The organism is Sphingobium sp., from assembly GCF_041987595.1.
In the GTDB taxonomy this organism is placed as follows: domain Bacteria; phylum Pseudomonadota; class Alphaproteobacteria; order Sphingomonadales; family Sphingomonadaceae; genus Sphingobium.
In genome coordinates, this window is record NZ_JBHIWJ010000003.1 from 73,732 (window position 1) to 87,843 (window position 14,112).

Here is a 14,112-nt window from a genome sequence, read left to right on the forward strand (position 1 = left end):
GAAAAGCTGCAGAATGAAGCTGGATGGAGTTTGCACAGGTTCGGGGCAAGGATTGAACTTGCACCCTGCGATGTCAAGGCGGCGGGCGTCGGCAACTTTTCCGCTTGAAATCAAGCCAATAGCGCTTCGGTCTGGCGTGGCTGCCCAGAATTTGCCCGGTACGGCTGAAAGATAAAATCGTCCCAAAACGTCACCTTCATTTGCAACAATTTTGGGTTCGTCAAGAGTTTAGGCGTTTGTTGGCACTTTCATCACCGAAATTTGGTATCTGACGCTTCCCGATGCCCGATTTTTAATAGCGCTCTATGCTTCTTTCGGGATCGGTCTCGTCGGTGGTCGGGAAGCCGATATTCATCCGGCACGTGTCAGGGCGCAGCGGCACAATCATGAGTAATGACTTGCTGCATGACGATGAGACGCTATATTGCACCAATAGTATGATTTTTATCAAATCCTTGATAGCAAATTCCGGAGGGTGTCAGTCATGGGAACGGTGCGTAAGACAATCACCCTTACCGACCAGCAAGATGCCTGGATCGCTTCGCAGATCGAAGCGGGGCAATATACCAATGACAGTGAAGCCATACGCGATCTTATCCGGCGTGAGCAGGAGCGTAGCTTTGAAATCGACACGATCCGCCAGGCGTTGATCGAGGGCGAAAAGAGCGGGGAGCCGCAGCCCTTCGATTTTGACGATTTCCTGCGCCGGATGAATGCGGAAAATGCCTGAATATCGTCTCAGTCCTGCGGCCGAGCGCGATCTGGCGGACATTTGGCGTTACACTAATAAGCAATGGGGCAAGGAGCAGGCGAACCGCTACACGCTTGGTCTCAAAGCCATGTTCGCCAAGCTGGCCGATGCCCCCCAACAGGGACAGGGCTGCACCAATATTCGGCTTGGGTATAGGCGGCGCGGCACCGAGCATCACATGATCTATTTCCAGCAAACCAGCTATGGCATCGCGATCATCCGCATCCTGCATCAACGGATGGATGCAGTGCGTCACCTGTAGACGCGATTATTTTGCCGTCGATAATCCGGATTATCGCTCTCTTGCCACCACAGCGTCGCAGGGCAACACCGACCGAGTGCTTTCTCCTGGTAAGCCCAGGATCGGTGAACGATCCGCGCAGCACGCCGACCAGACGCGCACGGGCGACGTGGTGTTCGTCGTAGCCGAAGGGCTCGAATGGCATCCATTCCCTGATTGTAAAAGGCTACCTCGCTTTATGCCGGAGATGGCGCAAATGAACTTCTTTCTCTCCGGTCATGACCGCAGTTTTTACTTGCCCTGCGCCGTAAGCGTAACACCGTCCGAGCATCTCCGGATTGTCGCGAGCAGGCCGACCCGCAGCTTGTGATGGGCGGTAGCGCCGGCCGATGGCTATGAGCCAGGTACGCGCCAGGATGGTGGCGGCTTCAAGTTGATCCTGCTCGAAAGCGAGACTGGCCCATGCGGCAAAGCCTGCTCCGAGCGGCCTGCCCCGAAGTTCCCGCGGCTCGAGGATAGCGCCCTGCTGGACAAGCCAGCGACAGACCAGCCGACCATTTCGCCAGATCGTGATGGGGACGGGCAATTCGACTTCGTCAGGGACCTCCGCTTCATAGAGCATCTCCGTCGATGGTCTTTGAGCATGGCCAATTGCCATGACCGCCAGGTCCAGAAGGTGGGTGCAATGATGGCGCGCGATACCCCCGGCGTAGAAGTCGCGCGTTGGCGTGCTGATCGGCAGCCCTGCCAGGGACTGAAGCTGGTCGACTGCGCCAGGGCATGCCGTGGTGGGAATGCGGACGCTTTGCCCCGCGACGGCGGTCACGATGGTGCCATCGTGCACGATGGAGCAGCGCATCTCATGAAAATTGTCGAGGAGATGGCCGTCGACCCGATTGGCCTGCGCATGCAGGGACACGCGACGAATGGTGGAGCCGGTCCCGTAATCCGGATTGGGTGGAAAGTTGAGTTGTTCGGGTCTCATGGCAAGGGCGCGGACCTTCCGACGGGGCTGCGACGTTCATGCGGCTTGTAGCGCGCCTTGTCCATCAACCTGCGGTCACACGAAACGCGGCGATCGCTTCGCCAGGAAAGCGGCAACTCCTTCCCGCCCTTCGGCTGCACCGGCGGACTGGGCGATCGATGTGGCTTCGCGATCCAGCTGGGTGAGAAAGTCGGTGTTTGCCGATTCCACCAGCAAAGCGCGACATCTGGCGAGCGCGCGAACTGGCCCCTTCGCGAGCGCTGACGCGACGGTCGACGCCTCGGCATGGAGCGCATCGTCGGTAACCACGCGGGTCACGAGGCCGATGTGCGCCGCCTCCTCCGCCCCGATCCGTCGATTGGTGAGCAGCATCTCCTGCGCCCGGCGCATCCCGATCAGGCGCGGCAACCACCATGATGCGCCACCATCCGGCGTCAATCCAACGGCGCTATAGGCCGAAGTGAAATGCGCGGAAGCGGCTGCAAGCGCAATATCTCCCAATATCGCAAGGCTGAGTCCCGCGCCGGCCGCGGGGCCGTTGATCGCGGTGACCAGAGGCTTTTCCATCGTGGCGAGTCGATGGATACCGGCGTGGAAACTGCGTGCGAGGGAGCCGACCGCCGCTTCGGCATCCTCCCCGGCGGCAGAGAAGGCATCGATGTCGCCACCGACGCAGAAGAATTTGCCGCTTCCGGTGAGGACGACGCAGCGTATTTGCTGGTCCGCCGCGCATCGCTCCGCCAGCTCATGAAGGCGGAATGCGAATTCAGGATCGACGGAGTTGCGCTTTTCGGGGCGTGCCAGTGTCAGCCAGGCGATGCCGTCCTCGATATCGAGCGTGATGGACGGGCTGTTCATCGGGCGTCAGCCTTTTCTGCCTGCCGCCATGCGAGATGCATGAGTTCGGGGAGTACCGTGACGCGCTCGCGCGCCTGCGAGGAGGAGGCGTTACCGCGGATCACCCGGCCTTTGATGCCATGGAAAATGGCCGCGAGCCGAAAGAAGTTGAAGGCGATATAGAAGTCGTAACCCGGCATGCCCGCCAGCCCCCTGCGCCTGCAATAGGCAGCGAGATAGGCTTCCTCGTCGGCGATTCCAAGCGCGGCGGGGTCGCTTCCGCCGAGGCCGGCGACGATGTGCGGCGGCATCCGATACATCATCGCGTGATAGGCGAAGTCGGCCGCCGGATGGCCCAGCGTCGAAAGCTCCCAGTCGAGCACGGCCAGCACCCGCGGCTGCGTCGGGTGGAAGATCAGATTGTCGATGCGGAAATCGCCATGAACGATGCTCGTTTCCTCGCCCGGCGGAATATGCGCGGGGAGCCATTCGACCAGCCGGTCCATATAGGGATCACGACCCGCCTCTGCGTCCTCAAGATATTGGCGGGACCAGCGCGCTATCTGCCGTTCGAAATAGTTTCCCGGTCGGCCATAGTCCGCAAGGCCGACGGCCACATGATCGATGCTATGAAGATCGGCGATCGCCGCGTTCATCGCGTCGAAGAGCGCGGCTCTTTCCGCAGAAGGCACGTCGGGAATCGCGGCATTCCAGAAGATGCGACCCTCCACCATGTCCATGATGTAGAAGATCGTGCCGATGACCGCGGGATCGGTGCACAGGCCATGGACGGCGGCGACCGGGAAGCCCGCCCGGGAGAGGCCGGCGAGCACTTTCGCCTCCCGGTCGAGCGCATGGGCGCCCTTGAGCAAGGGACCGGGCGGCTGCTTACGCAGGACATAGGTCTTGCCGGGCGTGATCAGCTTGTAGGTCGGATTGGACTGTCCGCCCTTGAACTGCTCGACCGTGAGCGGCCCGGCATAATCGGGGACATTGGCGCGCATCCAGGCGTCCAGCGCTCCCAGATCCAGCTCATGGCCGGGGCGGACGGCCGCAGTCCCGCTATTGTCTTCGACCAGGGCATTCATCGTGCGTCGCCTTCCCTTGAAATGGGCGGGGGCAGCCATTGGCCGTTCAGCATGTCGGGCTTCGGTCCATAGGCGCGGATCACGACGAAAAATGGTCCCGCCGGTGCGGGAAGCCAGTTTCCATCAGATGATGCGGCGTGTTGTATGCGGATTTCGATCGAACCATCCTTCTTCACCTTCAAGCCCTTTGTCCGATCGCTCACCAGATAGCGGCGGAGCGGATTGGGATGGAGGGCGAAGGTCTTCGCGTCGTAGAGGGTGACGGACCAGAAACTGTTGATGGGCGGAGGCGTCTGCAGCCGGAGCATGTAGCGCGACGATGCGCCGTCCAGCACCGCGCCCTTGCCGTCCGCGAACGTCGTGTAGGAGGCATTTTCCTCCCGCACATTCGCGCCGAGGCCCGCCATGTTGATGACGGACCGGCGCAGATAATTGAACCCGTAGACACCCTTGTTGACCTTCATCCAGCCCGTGCCGGTGGGTTCGCCCAATTGCGACTTGGCGCGTGTGAGCATGTCCAGCGCGTCCGCATAGCCGCTTTCGATCGCGGCTCGCGTGGCCGGGGTCAGACTATCGGGATCGAACGGGCGGGTGCTCCCTAGGCCCAGCGCTCGGAAACGCGACACGAGCGCCTCCTCGCCGGGCTGACAGCCATTGGCCCGAAGCACATGGTCGAGCGCCCGAAAATAGCCGACAGCGCCAGGGGTGGGTGGTGGTGGCGACGCGTTGCCATCAGGGCTCGCCGTCCCTTCGCCTTCCGGAGCGATGATCCGGACCGTGTCCTGAAAAGCACGCGCGGTCCTGACGTCGGCGTCGGACTGGGCGAAGGCGCGCATGAGGATCCAGAGCTGGGTCGTGGAGGCTGGATAAACCGTGACCCCGGCGGGAGGTATTCCGCGCCAGCCGCGCGGCACCAGCAGGAAGCGACCGCCTTTGACGCCGATGGTACGATTGCTGAGATTGCCGGGATTGCCGAAGATATCGAAGATGTTGAGCGTGAAATATTTGAGCTGCGTGGCCGGGATGTCGATTTCGACCGGCCCCTTGCTCAGGTCTATCCAGGCCGTGGAGTAAAGCGTGTCCGTATTTGGCACCTTGAACGTCGCATAGTCCGGTCCCGCAAGGTTTCTCTCATGCGCAAAGCGGTTGAATCCGGTGTAATTGTTCGAGCTTCGATCGAACACCTGCCGATAGAGTTGCTCATAGTGCAGATAGGCAGCCATGCCATAGATGGTCGCTTCGAACGCGACGGTCCGGAGCAGGTTGGCGCGATCCTTCTCGTCCTTGGGCAGCATGTCCTCGCCATAACCGGCTTGCGAAGTAGGTGCCTCGGGCGCCGCGAAGTTCGCTGGCTGGGCATGTCCGGCGGTCGACATGATGAGCGGGAGGAGGGCCAGCATCGGCCGCACCACTGAAATCGATTGTCGAGCGCTCATCCCTGCGCCGCCTTCCAGTCGCGCTTGATCTTCTTGGCCAGGCTCCACTTATGAACCTCGGTCGGACCGTCATAGATGCGGAAGGCGCGGATTTCCCGGAACGCCTGCTCGACGATGGTGTCGCCGGACACGCCCGTCCCGCCCATCACCTGAACGCAGCGGTCGGCCACGCGGAACAATGCGTCGGACACCGCGACCTTGGCCATGGAGCTTTCCGCCGTGCCGAGCGACCCCGTGTCGAGAACGGCCGCGCACCAGTCGATCATGCGTTCGGCCTGCTTCAGGTCGATGAGATTGTCCGCCAGCATGAAACCGACGCCTTCATGGTCGACCAGCGGCTTGCCGAAGGCGTGGCGGCGGCAGGCATAATCGGCGGCGATTTCCTGCGCGCGCGTTGCAAGGCCGAGCCAGCGCATGCAGTGGGACAGGCGGGCAGGGCTGAGGCGTATCTGCGCGTAGGAAAAGCCTTCCCCGCTCGTGCCCAGCATCTGGTCCGCCGGAACGCGCAGATCGACGATGTCGACCTCCGCGTGACCGCCGGGCATCGAGCTGTCGATCGTGTCGATCACGCGCACCGTCCGGATCGCCGGGTCGGGCAGGTCTACAAGGAACATGCATGCGCCCTCGTTGGACCGGGCCATGACGATGCCAACGCGCGCGCCTTCCGCCCCGGTGATGAACTTCTTGCGGCCGTTGATGACCCAATGGTTGCCGTCAAGGCGGCAGGTCGTCTGCATCATCGACGGATCCGACCCCGCGCCGCCGGTTTCGGCAGGCTCGGTCATGAAGAAAGCGGAGCGCGCTTCGCCCCTCACCAGCGGGTCGAGGAAGCGGGACTTCTGCCCGGCACTGCCGACCTTCCCGAGCAGATACATATTGCCCTCGTCAGGCGCGGCGGTGTTGCAGGCGAGGGGGCCGAGCGGCGACAGGCCCGTCTTGATGAGGACGATGGCCGTTTCCCGCTGCGTCAGATGCGATCCGTCATGCAGGATATGCGGGGTCAGTACGCCTGCTTCGCGCGCTTTTGCGCGTAGCTCCCCGACGAGCGCGTCTTCCGGGCCATGAAAGCCGAGGCGGCTGTCCTTTTCATAGGGAATGACCATGTTCCGGACGAAGGCTTCCACCTTGGCGGCTATCGCGGTGGCTCGCTCGGTCATTGCGCGGTGCTCCCGCCGTCGATCACGAGTTCGGCGCCCGTCATGTAGCGGGACTCGTCGCTTGCCAGGAACAGGATTCCATCCGCGATCTCCTCCGCTTGCCCGATCCGGCCGAGCGGGACATCCGCCAGCAGGCTCCTGGCTATTTCCGCATCGGCATAGGCAGGTGCGGTCAGCGGCGTCGCGATGTGACCGGGGTGAATGGAGTTCACGCGCACGCCATTGTGGGCCTCCGCGCATTCGATCGCACTCGCCTTGGTGAACAGTCGAACGCCGCCTTTCGCTGCGCTGTAGGACCCGGCGTTCGCGCCTCCTACAATACCGCGAATGGAGGACATGTTGATGATCGCCCCCCGGCCGGAGGCGGCGAGCAGAGGCATCATATATTTGGTCCCCAGAAATACACTGTCGAGATTGACGGCGATGATCGAACGCCATTGCGCCAGGGTCGTGTCCGCGATCGACGCGAACTTGCCGAAGCCGGCATTGTTTACAAGGATGTCGAGCGTGCCGAACCGTGTTTGTATCCGATCCGCCAGCGCAGCCCATGCCTGCTCATCGGTAACGTCCATGACGGTGACCTCATGACCGTAGCCCGACAGGGACTTGGCCGCATCCGACAGGGCATCCCCATTGCGATCCGCCAGGATGAGCGTCGCTCCCTCCGCCGCGAAGCGCCGTGCGGTGGCGAGCCCGATGCCGGAAGCGGCGCCGGTAATGAGCGCAATCCGCGCCTGAAGCCTGCTCACGCCCTTTCCTCCGCTGCGTCAGCCTTGCCCTTGCTGAGCGAAATCAGGCTGTCGAAGACCGGATTTTCCCGGGCAAGGATGGCCTGCGTCCGTTGCGCTATCACCTGGTCGTACCGGGACGAAGTGAAGACGTAGAACTGATCCTTGCGGATGCCCTCGAAAGCCTGCGCGGCCACTTCCTCAGGTGAGGGGGCGTTCTGGAACAGATTGTCCGAAATCGACCGGAACTCGGCCGCTTCCTCTGGCGGCCCGTCGCTCGATTGCAGATGAGCCGGCCGGGATCGTTCGCCCTCATAAATACGCGTTGCGACCAGGCCGGGGCACAGCATCGTAACGCCGATCGGGGCGTTCCGCCCGCGCAGGCCTGCATAGAGGGCTTCGGTGATGCGGACGACGGCATGTTTGGACGCGCCGTAGACTGCAGAGCCTTCGCCGCTCACGAAGCCGGCGACGGACGCGGTGTTGAGAATATGCCCCGGCCGCCCTTCGGCCAGCATTCTGGGCACGAAGCTGCGGATGCCGTTGACCACGCCGTCCATGTTGACGCCGAAAGCCCAGCGCCAATCCTCCAGCGCATATTCCCAGACAAGCCGGTGACGGCCGCCGGGGACGACGCCGGCATTGTTGCACAGCAGGGACACCTCACCGAAGCGCGACCATGCAAGGTCGGCCATGGCCTGTACCGCCTCCGGATCGGCCACATCGGTTCTGTGGAGCGCGATTGCCGGACTGTCGATGGTGTCGGCAACCGCCTCAAGGTCGGCAAGATTGATGTCGGCAAGGACCAGATTCATCCCCTCCCGCGCGGCCAGATGCGCGAGGGCCGCGCCAATGCCGCTGCCTGCCCCAGTAATGACTGCCGTCCTGCCCTTGAAGTCCCTCATAGGGGCGCGCTCCTCTCGCATCTGCCGAACCGGGATCGGCCTTTATCATGGTGGGATTTAGTCGACCGTCCGGTCGGACGTCAACTCTTTATCGGCAGTTGACCGCGATCGCGAAGCGGCATAGCGATATTCAACCGACCGGACGGTCCATATACTATCGGAGAGACGATGACTGATCTTCTGCCCCCGCTCGCCAGTCTTGGCCGCCTGCGTCGCGACGCCCCGAAGACCGTCGCGGGTTTTCGTCGCTGGCGCACGATCATCGATACCGATGGCGCTGTTCCTGCCAGGGTGAAGCGATTGTTCGTCGCCTGCGCCGCCACGATGAAGGGCTATCGGGAACTTGCAATGCGGGAACTGGCCGAAGCCCGGGCGGCCGGTCTCACCGAGGCGGAGGCCGGAGCGGCGATCGCGATCCTGGCAAGCGTGCGCGGCGAGGGGGCGTCGCTGCGTTTCCATGATCTTTTCCGGGAGATTTACCCCGAAGCCACCGATCCCGCCTGGCCCGACGACGACCTGGTCGTGGAAGATGGCGCCGCGGAGGCCAATTTCCTTCAATATTTCGGCACTATGCCCCCTTCGCTGGGCAAGCTGTTCGAGCTCAAGCCCCTTGGCGCCGAGGCCTATTATCTCATGCGTGAGGGGACTTTGTCGGGGACTGCGCTGGGTCCCGTGCATGCGGAACTGCTGCTCGTCACCGTCCTGGTCGCCGACTATAGTTCATGGGCGTCCGTCCATATGAAGGGCGCGCGCACCGCCGGCGCCAGCGAGGAAGCAGTGGCCGAAGCGGTGATCTGCGCCGTGCCGGCCGCAGGCCTGTCGGCCTGGGTCATCGGCGCGACAGCGATGGATGCTTAAGGGCTGCCCGCCCTTAAAGACCGCTGACGAGGTGCCCGCCATCCACCGCGATGACCGCACCGGTCATGTAGCGCGACTGATCGGAGCATAGCAGCAGGAGCGGCCCGTCCAGGTCATGCATCTGGCCGAGTCGCTTCTGCGGTATGCGCGAGACCAGTCGTTGGCCGGCGTCGGAAGCGAAGAAGTCCCGGTTGAGGTCCGTCTCGATATAGCCGGGCGCGAGCGCGTTGACCCGGATGTCGAACGCCGCCCATTCGAGGGCAAGCGCCTTCGTCAACTGGATGAGGCCTGCCTTGCTGGCGGCATAGGCCGCCAGCCCCTTGGACACGCGTTCTCCCAGGATTGAGGCGACGTTGACGATCGTCCCGCCTCCATCCCGCATCATGCGCGCTGCCTGCTGAGCCACGAGGAAGGCGCCGGTCAGATTAGGCTGGAGCACCTGCGACCACTCGGTCGGGCTGAGATCGATCGCCGCGCGCGTGTGAGCTACGCCTGCATTGTTGACGAGGATTGAGAGAGGCGCCGCAAGGTCGCGCTCGATTTGCTGGAAGGCTGCCGCTACGGCTGCCGGATCGGTCACATCCATAGCCACGGGAATGCATGTGCCGCCCTCCCGCCCAATTTCATCGCAGAGCGCAGCGAGGGCATCGACTCGGCGCGCCGCTGTCACGACCCTCGCCCCTTCCCGCGCCAGCAGGCGAGCGAAATGACGGCCCAAACCCGAACTTGCCCCGGTGATCAGCGCTGTCTTGCCCTCAACTTGCATTGTCCGCTCCCTCGCGCTTGCATTCTTGTCATCCAGTCCTATCCCTAGGAGGAACCGACCAGACGGTCGACTTACCTTTGTGAGAGGTAGGACGCAGAACAGGGAAAAGAGCCGGCAATGGCGCGAGAAGCAGGAAAGAAACGGCAGAAGACCGAAGCGCATGACGAGAAGCGCAATGAGATATTGAGACATTGTGCGACGCTGTTCGACCGTCACAAGGCGTCGATGCAGATGCTGGCGGATGAGGTGGGCCTCGGCAAGCCCACGCTCTATCATTATTTTCCGAGCAAGAACGCCATCCTTTTCGCGATGCACGACGCCCATATGAGCGCGCTGCTGGCCGGCCTCGACGAGGAAGGGGGATCGGACGATCCGCTAGGCCGCCTGCGCGCGGCATGTATCGACATCCTGCGGCAGATTGCGGAGCATCCGGGTTATGTCCGGGCGTTCATGGACCATTATGAAGATCTGGAAGGCAAGATGCGCGATCATATCCGAGCGCAACGCAATGCCTATCTGCAGAGGGTGCGCAGTATCATCGAGCAGGGGATCGCGAACGGCCATTTCCGCCCGTGCGACCCGGAGCTCACCACTCTCGGTTTCCTCGGCATGTGCAACTGGGCCTATAAATGGTATCCTCCTCTGGCGAAGCGCAGAACGCCGGAGGACGTCGCCGACGCGATCTGCCAACCCTTTTTCGAGGGGTTGAGCCTGAAGGGCTGCTGATCATGTCCGTCGCCGGCCACTCCTGCACGATGCCGTCCGTTGCCTTGATCGACGCGGTCCGCTTTTCGGAACCAGGGGGCATAGGGCCGGCGGCGGAGCGGCTGCGTGATGCGGTGATGGACCTTTGCGGGCTACGCACGGCGGTCACGCATAATGTGGCCTCCCGAGAACCGATGCGCGACGGGAATGGCGCTGTGCTGGCAAGCGAGGTTTTCGGATTTCGCGGTGAAGAGTCGCGCTGGTGGGAGGTGCCTCAGCTTGCCCTTTCCTCGCCCATCGTTCACGCCTGCCGGGTGGAAGCCGAACCCTTCTGGTGTAACGCGCATGGCTTTCGCACCCGCCTGCCCAACCCGCTGCTCGATGTGATCGACCTGCACGATTTCCGCATCCGGGCCATGACGGCGGCCGCGATCGTGGTCCCGATCCACCTGCCGTTCGGGCAGATCGGCGCGGCGAGCTTCCTCTCGCCCGAGCCCGAGGCCAATGACCTGTCCGATGCCTATGCCTGTGCCGCGGACGCTCTGGCCGTGCTCGCGCGCGCCTTCGTGCAAAGCTATGTCAAGGTAACGGCGCGGTCGCGCCCCGGTCTGGGGAGCATATCGTTGACCAAGCGTGAGGTGGAATGCCTGCGCTGGGCGGCTGCCGGAAAGACGAACGAGGAAATCGGCATCATCCTGGGCCTGCAACGCACAACGGTGCGGTTCCATATCCGATCGGCGTCGGTGAAGTTGGACGCGGTCAACCGCGACCAGACGATGTTCAAGGCGGCGCAGCTCGGCTTCCTGGGCATGATAAACTAGCCCCTGTCGCATTGGTCAGAAGCCGACCGAACGGTCGGGTGCTATGTCTTCGGCAGGAGATAAGCGATGCCCGACACCCTGCCCGTTCCGATAGCTGACGGCCTCATCTGCCCCGATGCAGACGGCATTGCGCTGCTTGCCTCCAGAGAGCGGGCAACCAATCGCCTGTGCTTTCCCGCGCGGCCGGAATATGACCCGCGCCACGACCGCGTCGTGCTGCCCCGCACCGGCCGGCTGTGGTCGTGGACTGTCCAGCGCTTCCGACCCAAGTCGCCGCCCTATGCCGGCCCGGAAGCTTTCGAGCCCTATGCCGTGGGCTATGTCGAGCTGGATGGGGCGCTGATCGTCGAGGGCCGACTGGTCGATGTGGCGTTCGATGATCTGGCGATCGGCATGGCGATGCGCGTCGTGCCGCTGCCCTTCGAAATGACGGACGGAGCGCTGCGCACCAGCTTCGGCTTCGCGCCGGACAAGGGGGTTGGGGCATGAGCGAAGACGTCTTCATCGTCGGCGCGGGCATTCATCCCTTCGGCCGCACGCCAGGCCTTTCGGGCCTGCAGCAGGGCGTCTTCGCCGTCCGCCAGGCGCTCGAACGCGCGGGGCTCGCATGGCGCGATATCCAGTTCGCCTTCGGCGGATCGGATGCCGCCGGGAATGCGGACACGATGGTGTCGGAACTGGGGCTTACCGGCATTCCCTTCATCAACGTCGCAAACGGATGCGCGACTGGCGGTTCGGCCATGTTCGGCGCCTACAGCACGATCAAGTCCGGCGAGTTCGACCTGGGCCTTGCGGTGGGTTTCGACAAGCACCCGCGCGGCTCCTTCTCGCCCCTGCCGGCGGACTGGGGGTTGCCGGACTGGTATGGCGAGACGGGGCTGATGCTGACCACCCAGTTCTTCGCCATGAAGATCCAGCGCTATATGAGCCTCTACGGCATCACCCCGCACACGCTGGGCGCTGTCGCCGAAAAGGCCTTCGCCAATGGTGTTCTGGCTGATCATGCCTGGCGGCGCGAGACGGTTGATATCGACACCATCCTCCATTCGCAGATGGTCAGCGATCCGCTCACCAAATTCATGTTCTGCTCGCCGGGAGAGGGCGGCGTGGCACTGTTGCTCGCGAGCGGCAGGAAAGCGCGCGAACTCGGCCTGCCAGCGGTACGATTGCGTGCCGCAGCCGTCCGCACCCGGCCCCCCGGTTCGTTCGAGGTCTTTTCGCCAGCGCTTGATCTGGAGCGTGGCGGTTCGCCAACCAGCGTCGCGTCTCAGGCGGCCTACGACATGGCGGGCGTCGGCCCCGAGGACATCGACATCGCGCAGCTTCAGGACACGGAGGCAGGGGCCGAGATCATGCACATGGCCGAAAACGGGTTCTGCGCCGATGGCGAGCAGACCGCGTGGATCGCCGAGGGCCGCACGCGGATCGACGGCAGCCTGCCGGTCAATACCGATGGCGGGTGTCTTGCCTGCGGGGAGCCGATCGGCGCATCGGGGCTTCGTCAGGTCTACGAAAATTATGTGCAACTGATGGGGCTGGCGGGCGCGCGACAGGCACCGGGCAAGCTGCGCCTGGGCTACAGCCATGTCTATGGCGCACCGGGCGTCTCCGCCGTCGCTATCGTGGAGCGCTGACGCCATGGACCTGGCACTTACCACAGAGCAGCATGCGTTCCGTGAGGAGGTGCGCGCTTTCCTCGCCGCGTCGCTTTCGCCCGAGCTTCGGCGCGGTGCCGCGCTGACATCCGGTGTCTTCGCCGAACCCGATATCGCACGCGAATGGCAGGCGATATTGGAAGCGAAGGGATGGCTCGTCTATCACTGGCCGGACCATGCGGGCGGACCCGGATGGACGCCGGTCCAGCGCTGGATCTTCGAGAAGGAATGCGGGGAGGCGGGCGCTCCGGTTCTGCCCGGGATGGGTCTGAAGCTGGTGGGGCCGGTGCTTTACACCTATGGGACCCCGGCGCAGAAGGATCATTATCTCCCGCGCCTCCGTACGGCAGAGCATGTTTGGGCGCAGGGTTTTTCGGAACCAGGTTCCGGCTCCGATCTCGCGAGCCTGCGGACCCGCGCCGTGCGCGACGGCGACCATTATATCGTGTCGGGACACAAGATCTGGACGACCCAGGCCCAGTTTGCGAACCGGCTGTTCGCCCTCGTCCGGACCGATGCGGAGGTGAAGCCGCAGCAGGGCATCAGCTTCCTGCTGATCGACATGGCGCTGCCCGGCGTGACGGTCAAGCCGATCCTCAGCGCATCGGGCGACCATGAGCTGAACGAGGTCTTCCTCGATGAGGTACGGGTGCCGGTCTCGGAACGTGTCGGCGACGAAGGGCAAGGCTGGTCGATCGCCAAGTTCCTGCTGGAAAATGAGCGGGGCGGGTCCAGCTTCGCCCCGGCGATCCTGGCTGATCTTGCCCGATTGCGGACATCGGTGGGCTCCCTGACCGGCGAACTGGCGGATCGCGCTCTCCGGCTCAAGCTGGAGGCGGAAGCGCTGGAGATGACCGAGCTGCGGACGCTGATCGAGATCGAGCATGGCGCCGCGCCCGACCCGCGCAGCCTCACCACCAAGCTGCTGGCCTCCGAAATCCGGCAGGGGGTGGAAGCGCTCGCGGTCGACGCTTTCGGTCTCGCTGGCCTGCAATTCCCGATCGAGCGTCCTTTCTACGGTGACGCCATCCCTGCACCGATTGGTTCGGCGCAAGCGCAGGTCGCGGCGGCGCGCTACCTCAACGCCCGCGCCTGGTCGATCTTCGGCGGCACGAGCGAAATCCAGCTCACCCTCATCGCGAAGGCCGCGCTCGGCCTTTAGAAAAAGAAGGATGCATC

The 14,112-nt window shown here is 63.4% G+C and carries 16 protein-coding genes; 8 read left to right on the forward strand and 8 right to left on the reverse strand.

Annotated elements, in window-relative coordinates; translation table 11 throughout:
- The first annotated feature begins 484 nt into the window (after window positions 1-484).
- Window positions 485-730 carry a type II toxin-antitoxin system ParD family antitoxin gene (locus ACFC3J_RS01560; protein ID WP_375194452.1) on the forward strand — a complete coding sequence of 82 codons (246 nt, stop codon included), beginning with the start codon at window positions 485-487 and terminating at the stop codon, window positions 728-730.
- Window positions 723-1,013, forward strand: coding sequence for a type II toxin-antitoxin system RelE/ParE family toxin (locus ACFC3J_RS01565; protein WP_375194453.1), 291 nt, complete (start codon window positions 723-725; stop codon window positions 1,011-1,013). The genes ACFC3J_RS01560 and ACFC3J_RS01565 overlap by 8 nt, the downstream gene beginning before the upstream one ends.
- 205 nt (window positions 1,014-1,218) lie before the next feature.
- Here ACFC3J_RS01565 and ACFC3J_RS01570 read toward each other — a convergent pair whose 3' ends face one another.
- The 7 genes from ACFC3J_RS01570 to ACFC3J_RS01600 all read right to left on the reverse strand — a co-directional run bounded on the left by ACFC3J_RS01570 (window position 1,219) and on the right by ACFC3J_RS01600 (window position 8,128).
- Window positions 1,219-1,911, reverse strand: a complete 693-nt coding sequence (locus tag ACFC3J_RS01570) for a DUF2889 domain-containing protein (RefSeq protein WP_375194454.1) — start codon at window positions 1,909-1,911, stop codon at window positions 1,219-1,221.
- 141 nt (window positions 1,912-2,052) lie between these two features.
- Window positions 2,053-2,835, reverse strand: a complete 783-nt coding sequence (locus tag ACFC3J_RS01575) for an enoyl-CoA hydratase/isomerase family protein (protein ID WP_375194455.1) — start codon at window positions 2,833-2,835, stop codon at window positions 2,053-2,055.
- Window positions 2,832-3,902 (reverse strand): phosphotransferase, encoded by a 1,071-nt coding sequence (locus ACFC3J_RS01580; RefSeq protein WP_375194456.1) that lies wholly within the window; start codon window positions 3,900-3,902, stop codon window positions 2,832-2,834. The genes ACFC3J_RS01575 and ACFC3J_RS01580 overlap by 4 nt, the downstream gene beginning before the upstream one ends.
- Window positions 3,899-5,338, reverse strand: a complete 1,440-nt coding sequence (locus tag ACFC3J_RS01585; RefSeq protein WP_375194457.1) for a DUF1254 domain-containing protein — start codon at window positions 5,336-5,338, stop codon at window positions 3,899-3,901. Before ACFC3J_RS01585 ends, ACFC3J_RS01580 begins: the two co-directional genes overlap by 4 nt.
- The gene (locus ACFC3J_RS01590; RefSeq protein WP_375194458.1) at window positions 5,335-6,495 is read right to left on the reverse strand and encodes an acyl-CoA dehydrogenase family protein; all 1,161 of its coding nucleotides are present in this window, start codon (window positions 6,493-6,495) and stop codon (window positions 5,335-5,337) included. The genes ACFC3J_RS01585 and ACFC3J_RS01590 overlap by 4 nt, the downstream gene beginning before the upstream one ends.
- The gene (locus ACFC3J_RS01595; protein ID WP_375194459.1) at window positions 6,492-7,244 is read right to left on the reverse strand and encodes an SDR family NAD(P)-dependent oxidoreductase; all 753 of its coding nucleotides are present in this window, start codon (window positions 7,242-7,244) and stop codon (window positions 6,492-6,494) included. Before ACFC3J_RS01595 ends, ACFC3J_RS01590 begins: the two co-directional genes overlap by 4 nt.
- Window positions 7,241-8,128: an SDR family NAD(P)-dependent oxidoreductase gene (locus ACFC3J_RS01600; RefSeq protein ID WP_375194460.1), complete on the reverse strand. Its 888-nt coding sequence runs from the start codon at window positions 8,126-8,128 to the stop codon at window positions 7,241-7,243. The genes ACFC3J_RS01595 and ACFC3J_RS01600 overlap by 4 nt, the downstream gene beginning before the upstream one ends.
- A gap of 168 nt (window positions 8,129-8,296) precedes the next feature.
- On the opposite strand from ACFC3J_RS01600, the gene ACFC3J_RS01605 reads away from it, so the two are divergent.
- Window positions 8,297-8,986: a carboxymuconolactone decarboxylase family protein gene (locus tag ACFC3J_RS01605; RefSeq protein ID WP_375194461.1), complete on the forward strand. Its 690-nt coding sequence runs from the start codon at window positions 8,297-8,299 to the stop codon at window positions 8,984-8,986.
- Between the two features lie 13 nt (window positions 8,987-8,999).
- Here ACFC3J_RS01605 and ACFC3J_RS01610 read toward each other — a convergent pair whose 3' ends face one another.
- Window positions 9,000-9,752 (reverse strand): SDR family NAD(P)-dependent oxidoreductase, encoded by a 753-nt coding sequence (locus ACFC3J_RS01610; RefSeq protein ID WP_375194462.1) that lies wholly within the window; start codon window positions 9,750-9,752, stop codon window positions 9,000-9,002.
- 117 nt (window positions 9,753-9,869) lie between these two features.
- Here ACFC3J_RS01610 and ACFC3J_RS01615 point away from each other — a divergent pair, with 117 nt between their 5' ends.
- The 5 genes from ACFC3J_RS01615 to ACFC3J_RS01635 all read left to right on the forward strand — a co-directional run bounded on the left by ACFC3J_RS01615 (window position 9,870) and on the right by ACFC3J_RS01635 (window position 14,095).
- Entirely contained in the window at window positions 9,870-10,478 is a 609-nt protein-coding gene (locus ACFC3J_RS01615) for a TetR/AcrR family transcriptional regulator (protein WP_375194463.1), read from the forward strand.
- Between the two features lie 2 nt (window positions 10,479-10,480).
- The gene (locus tag ACFC3J_RS01620; protein ID WP_375194464.1) at window positions 10,481-11,278 is read left to right on the forward strand and encodes a helix-turn-helix transcriptional regulator; all 798 of its coding nucleotides are present in this window, start codon (window positions 10,481-10,483) and stop codon (window positions 11,276-11,278) included.
- Between the two features lie 66 nt (window positions 11,279-11,344).
- Window positions 11,345-11,767, forward strand: a complete 423-nt coding sequence (locus tag ACFC3J_RS01625) for a Zn-ribbon domain-containing OB-fold protein (RefSeq protein WP_375194465.1) — start codon at window positions 11,345-11,347, stop codon at window positions 11,765-11,767.
- Window positions 11,764-12,912, forward strand: a complete 1,149-nt coding sequence (locus ACFC3J_RS01630) for a thiolase family protein (RefSeq protein WP_375194466.1) — start codon at window positions 11,764-11,766, stop codon at window positions 12,910-12,912. The genes ACFC3J_RS01625 and ACFC3J_RS01630 overlap by 4 nt, the downstream gene beginning before the upstream one ends.
- 4 nt (window positions 12,913-12,916) lie before the next feature.
- Window positions 12,917-14,095 (forward strand): acyl-CoA dehydrogenase family protein, encoded by a 1,179-nt coding sequence (locus tag ACFC3J_RS01635; protein ID WP_375194467.1) that lies wholly within the window; start codon window positions 12,917-12,919, stop codon window positions 14,093-14,095.
- Window positions 14,096-14,112 lie beyond the last annotated feature (17 nt).

What these genes read in the sequence shown, in the direction of transcription:
- ACFC3J_RS01560 (WP_375194452.1), top strand. Translation starts at nt 485, where the DNA reads ATGGGAACGGTGCGTAAGACAATCACCCTTACCGACCAGCAAGATGCC.
- ACFC3J_RS01565 (WP_375194453.1), top strand. Translation starts at nt 723, where the DNA reads ATGCCTGAATATCGTCTCAGTCCTGCGGCCGAGCGCGATCTGGCGGAC.
- ACFC3J_RS01575 (WP_375194455.1), bottom strand. Translation starts at nt 2,835, where the DNA reads ATGAACAGCCCGTCCATCACGCTCGATATCGAGGACGGCATCGCCTGG.
- ACFC3J_RS01580 (WP_375194456.1), bottom strand. Translation starts at nt 3,902, where the DNA reads ATGAATGCCCTGGTCGAAGACAATAGCGGGACTGCGGCCGTCCGCCCC.
- ACFC3J_RS01585 (WP_375194457.1), bottom strand. Translation starts at nt 5,338, where the DNA reads ATGAGCGCTCGACAATCGATTTCAGTGGTGCGGCCGATGCTGGCCCTC.
- ACFC3J_RS01590 (WP_375194458.1), bottom strand. Translation starts at nt 6,495, where the DNA reads ATGACCGAGCGAGCCACCGCGATAGCCGCCAAGGTGGAAGCCTTCGTC.
- ACFC3J_RS01600 (WP_375194460.1), bottom strand. Translation starts at nt 8,128, where the DNA reads ATGAGGGACTTCAAGGGCAGGACGGCAGTCATTACTGGGGCAGGCAGC.
- ACFC3J_RS01605 (WP_375194461.1), top strand. Translation starts at nt 8,297, where the DNA reads ATGACTGATCTTCTGCCCCCGCTCGCCAGTCTTGGCCGCCTGCGTCGC.
- ACFC3J_RS01610 (WP_375194462.1), bottom strand. Translation starts at nt 9,752, where the DNA reads ATGCAAGTTGAGGGCAAGACAGCGCTGATCACCGGGGCAAGTTCGGGT.
- ACFC3J_RS01615 (WP_375194463.1), top strand. Translation starts at nt 9,870, where the DNA reads ATGGCGCGAGAAGCAGGAAAGAAACGGCAGAAGACCGAAGCGCATGAC.
- ACFC3J_RS01620 (WP_375194464.1), top strand. Translation starts at nt 10,481, where the DNA reads ATGTCCGTCGCCGGCCACTCCTGCACGATGCCGTCCGTTGCCTTGATC.
- ACFC3J_RS01625 (WP_375194465.1), top strand. Translation starts at nt 11,345, where the DNA reads ATGCCCGACACCCTGCCCGTTCCGATAGCTGACGGCCTCATCTGCCCC.
- ACFC3J_RS01630 (WP_375194466.1), top strand. Translation starts at nt 11,764, where the DNA reads ATGAGCGAAGACGTCTTCATCGTCGGCGCGGGCATTCATCCCTTCGGC.
- ACFC3J_RS01635 (WP_375194467.1), top strand. Translation starts at nt 12,917, where the DNA reads ATGGACCTGGCACTTACCACAGAGCAGCATGCGTTCCGTGAGGAGGTG.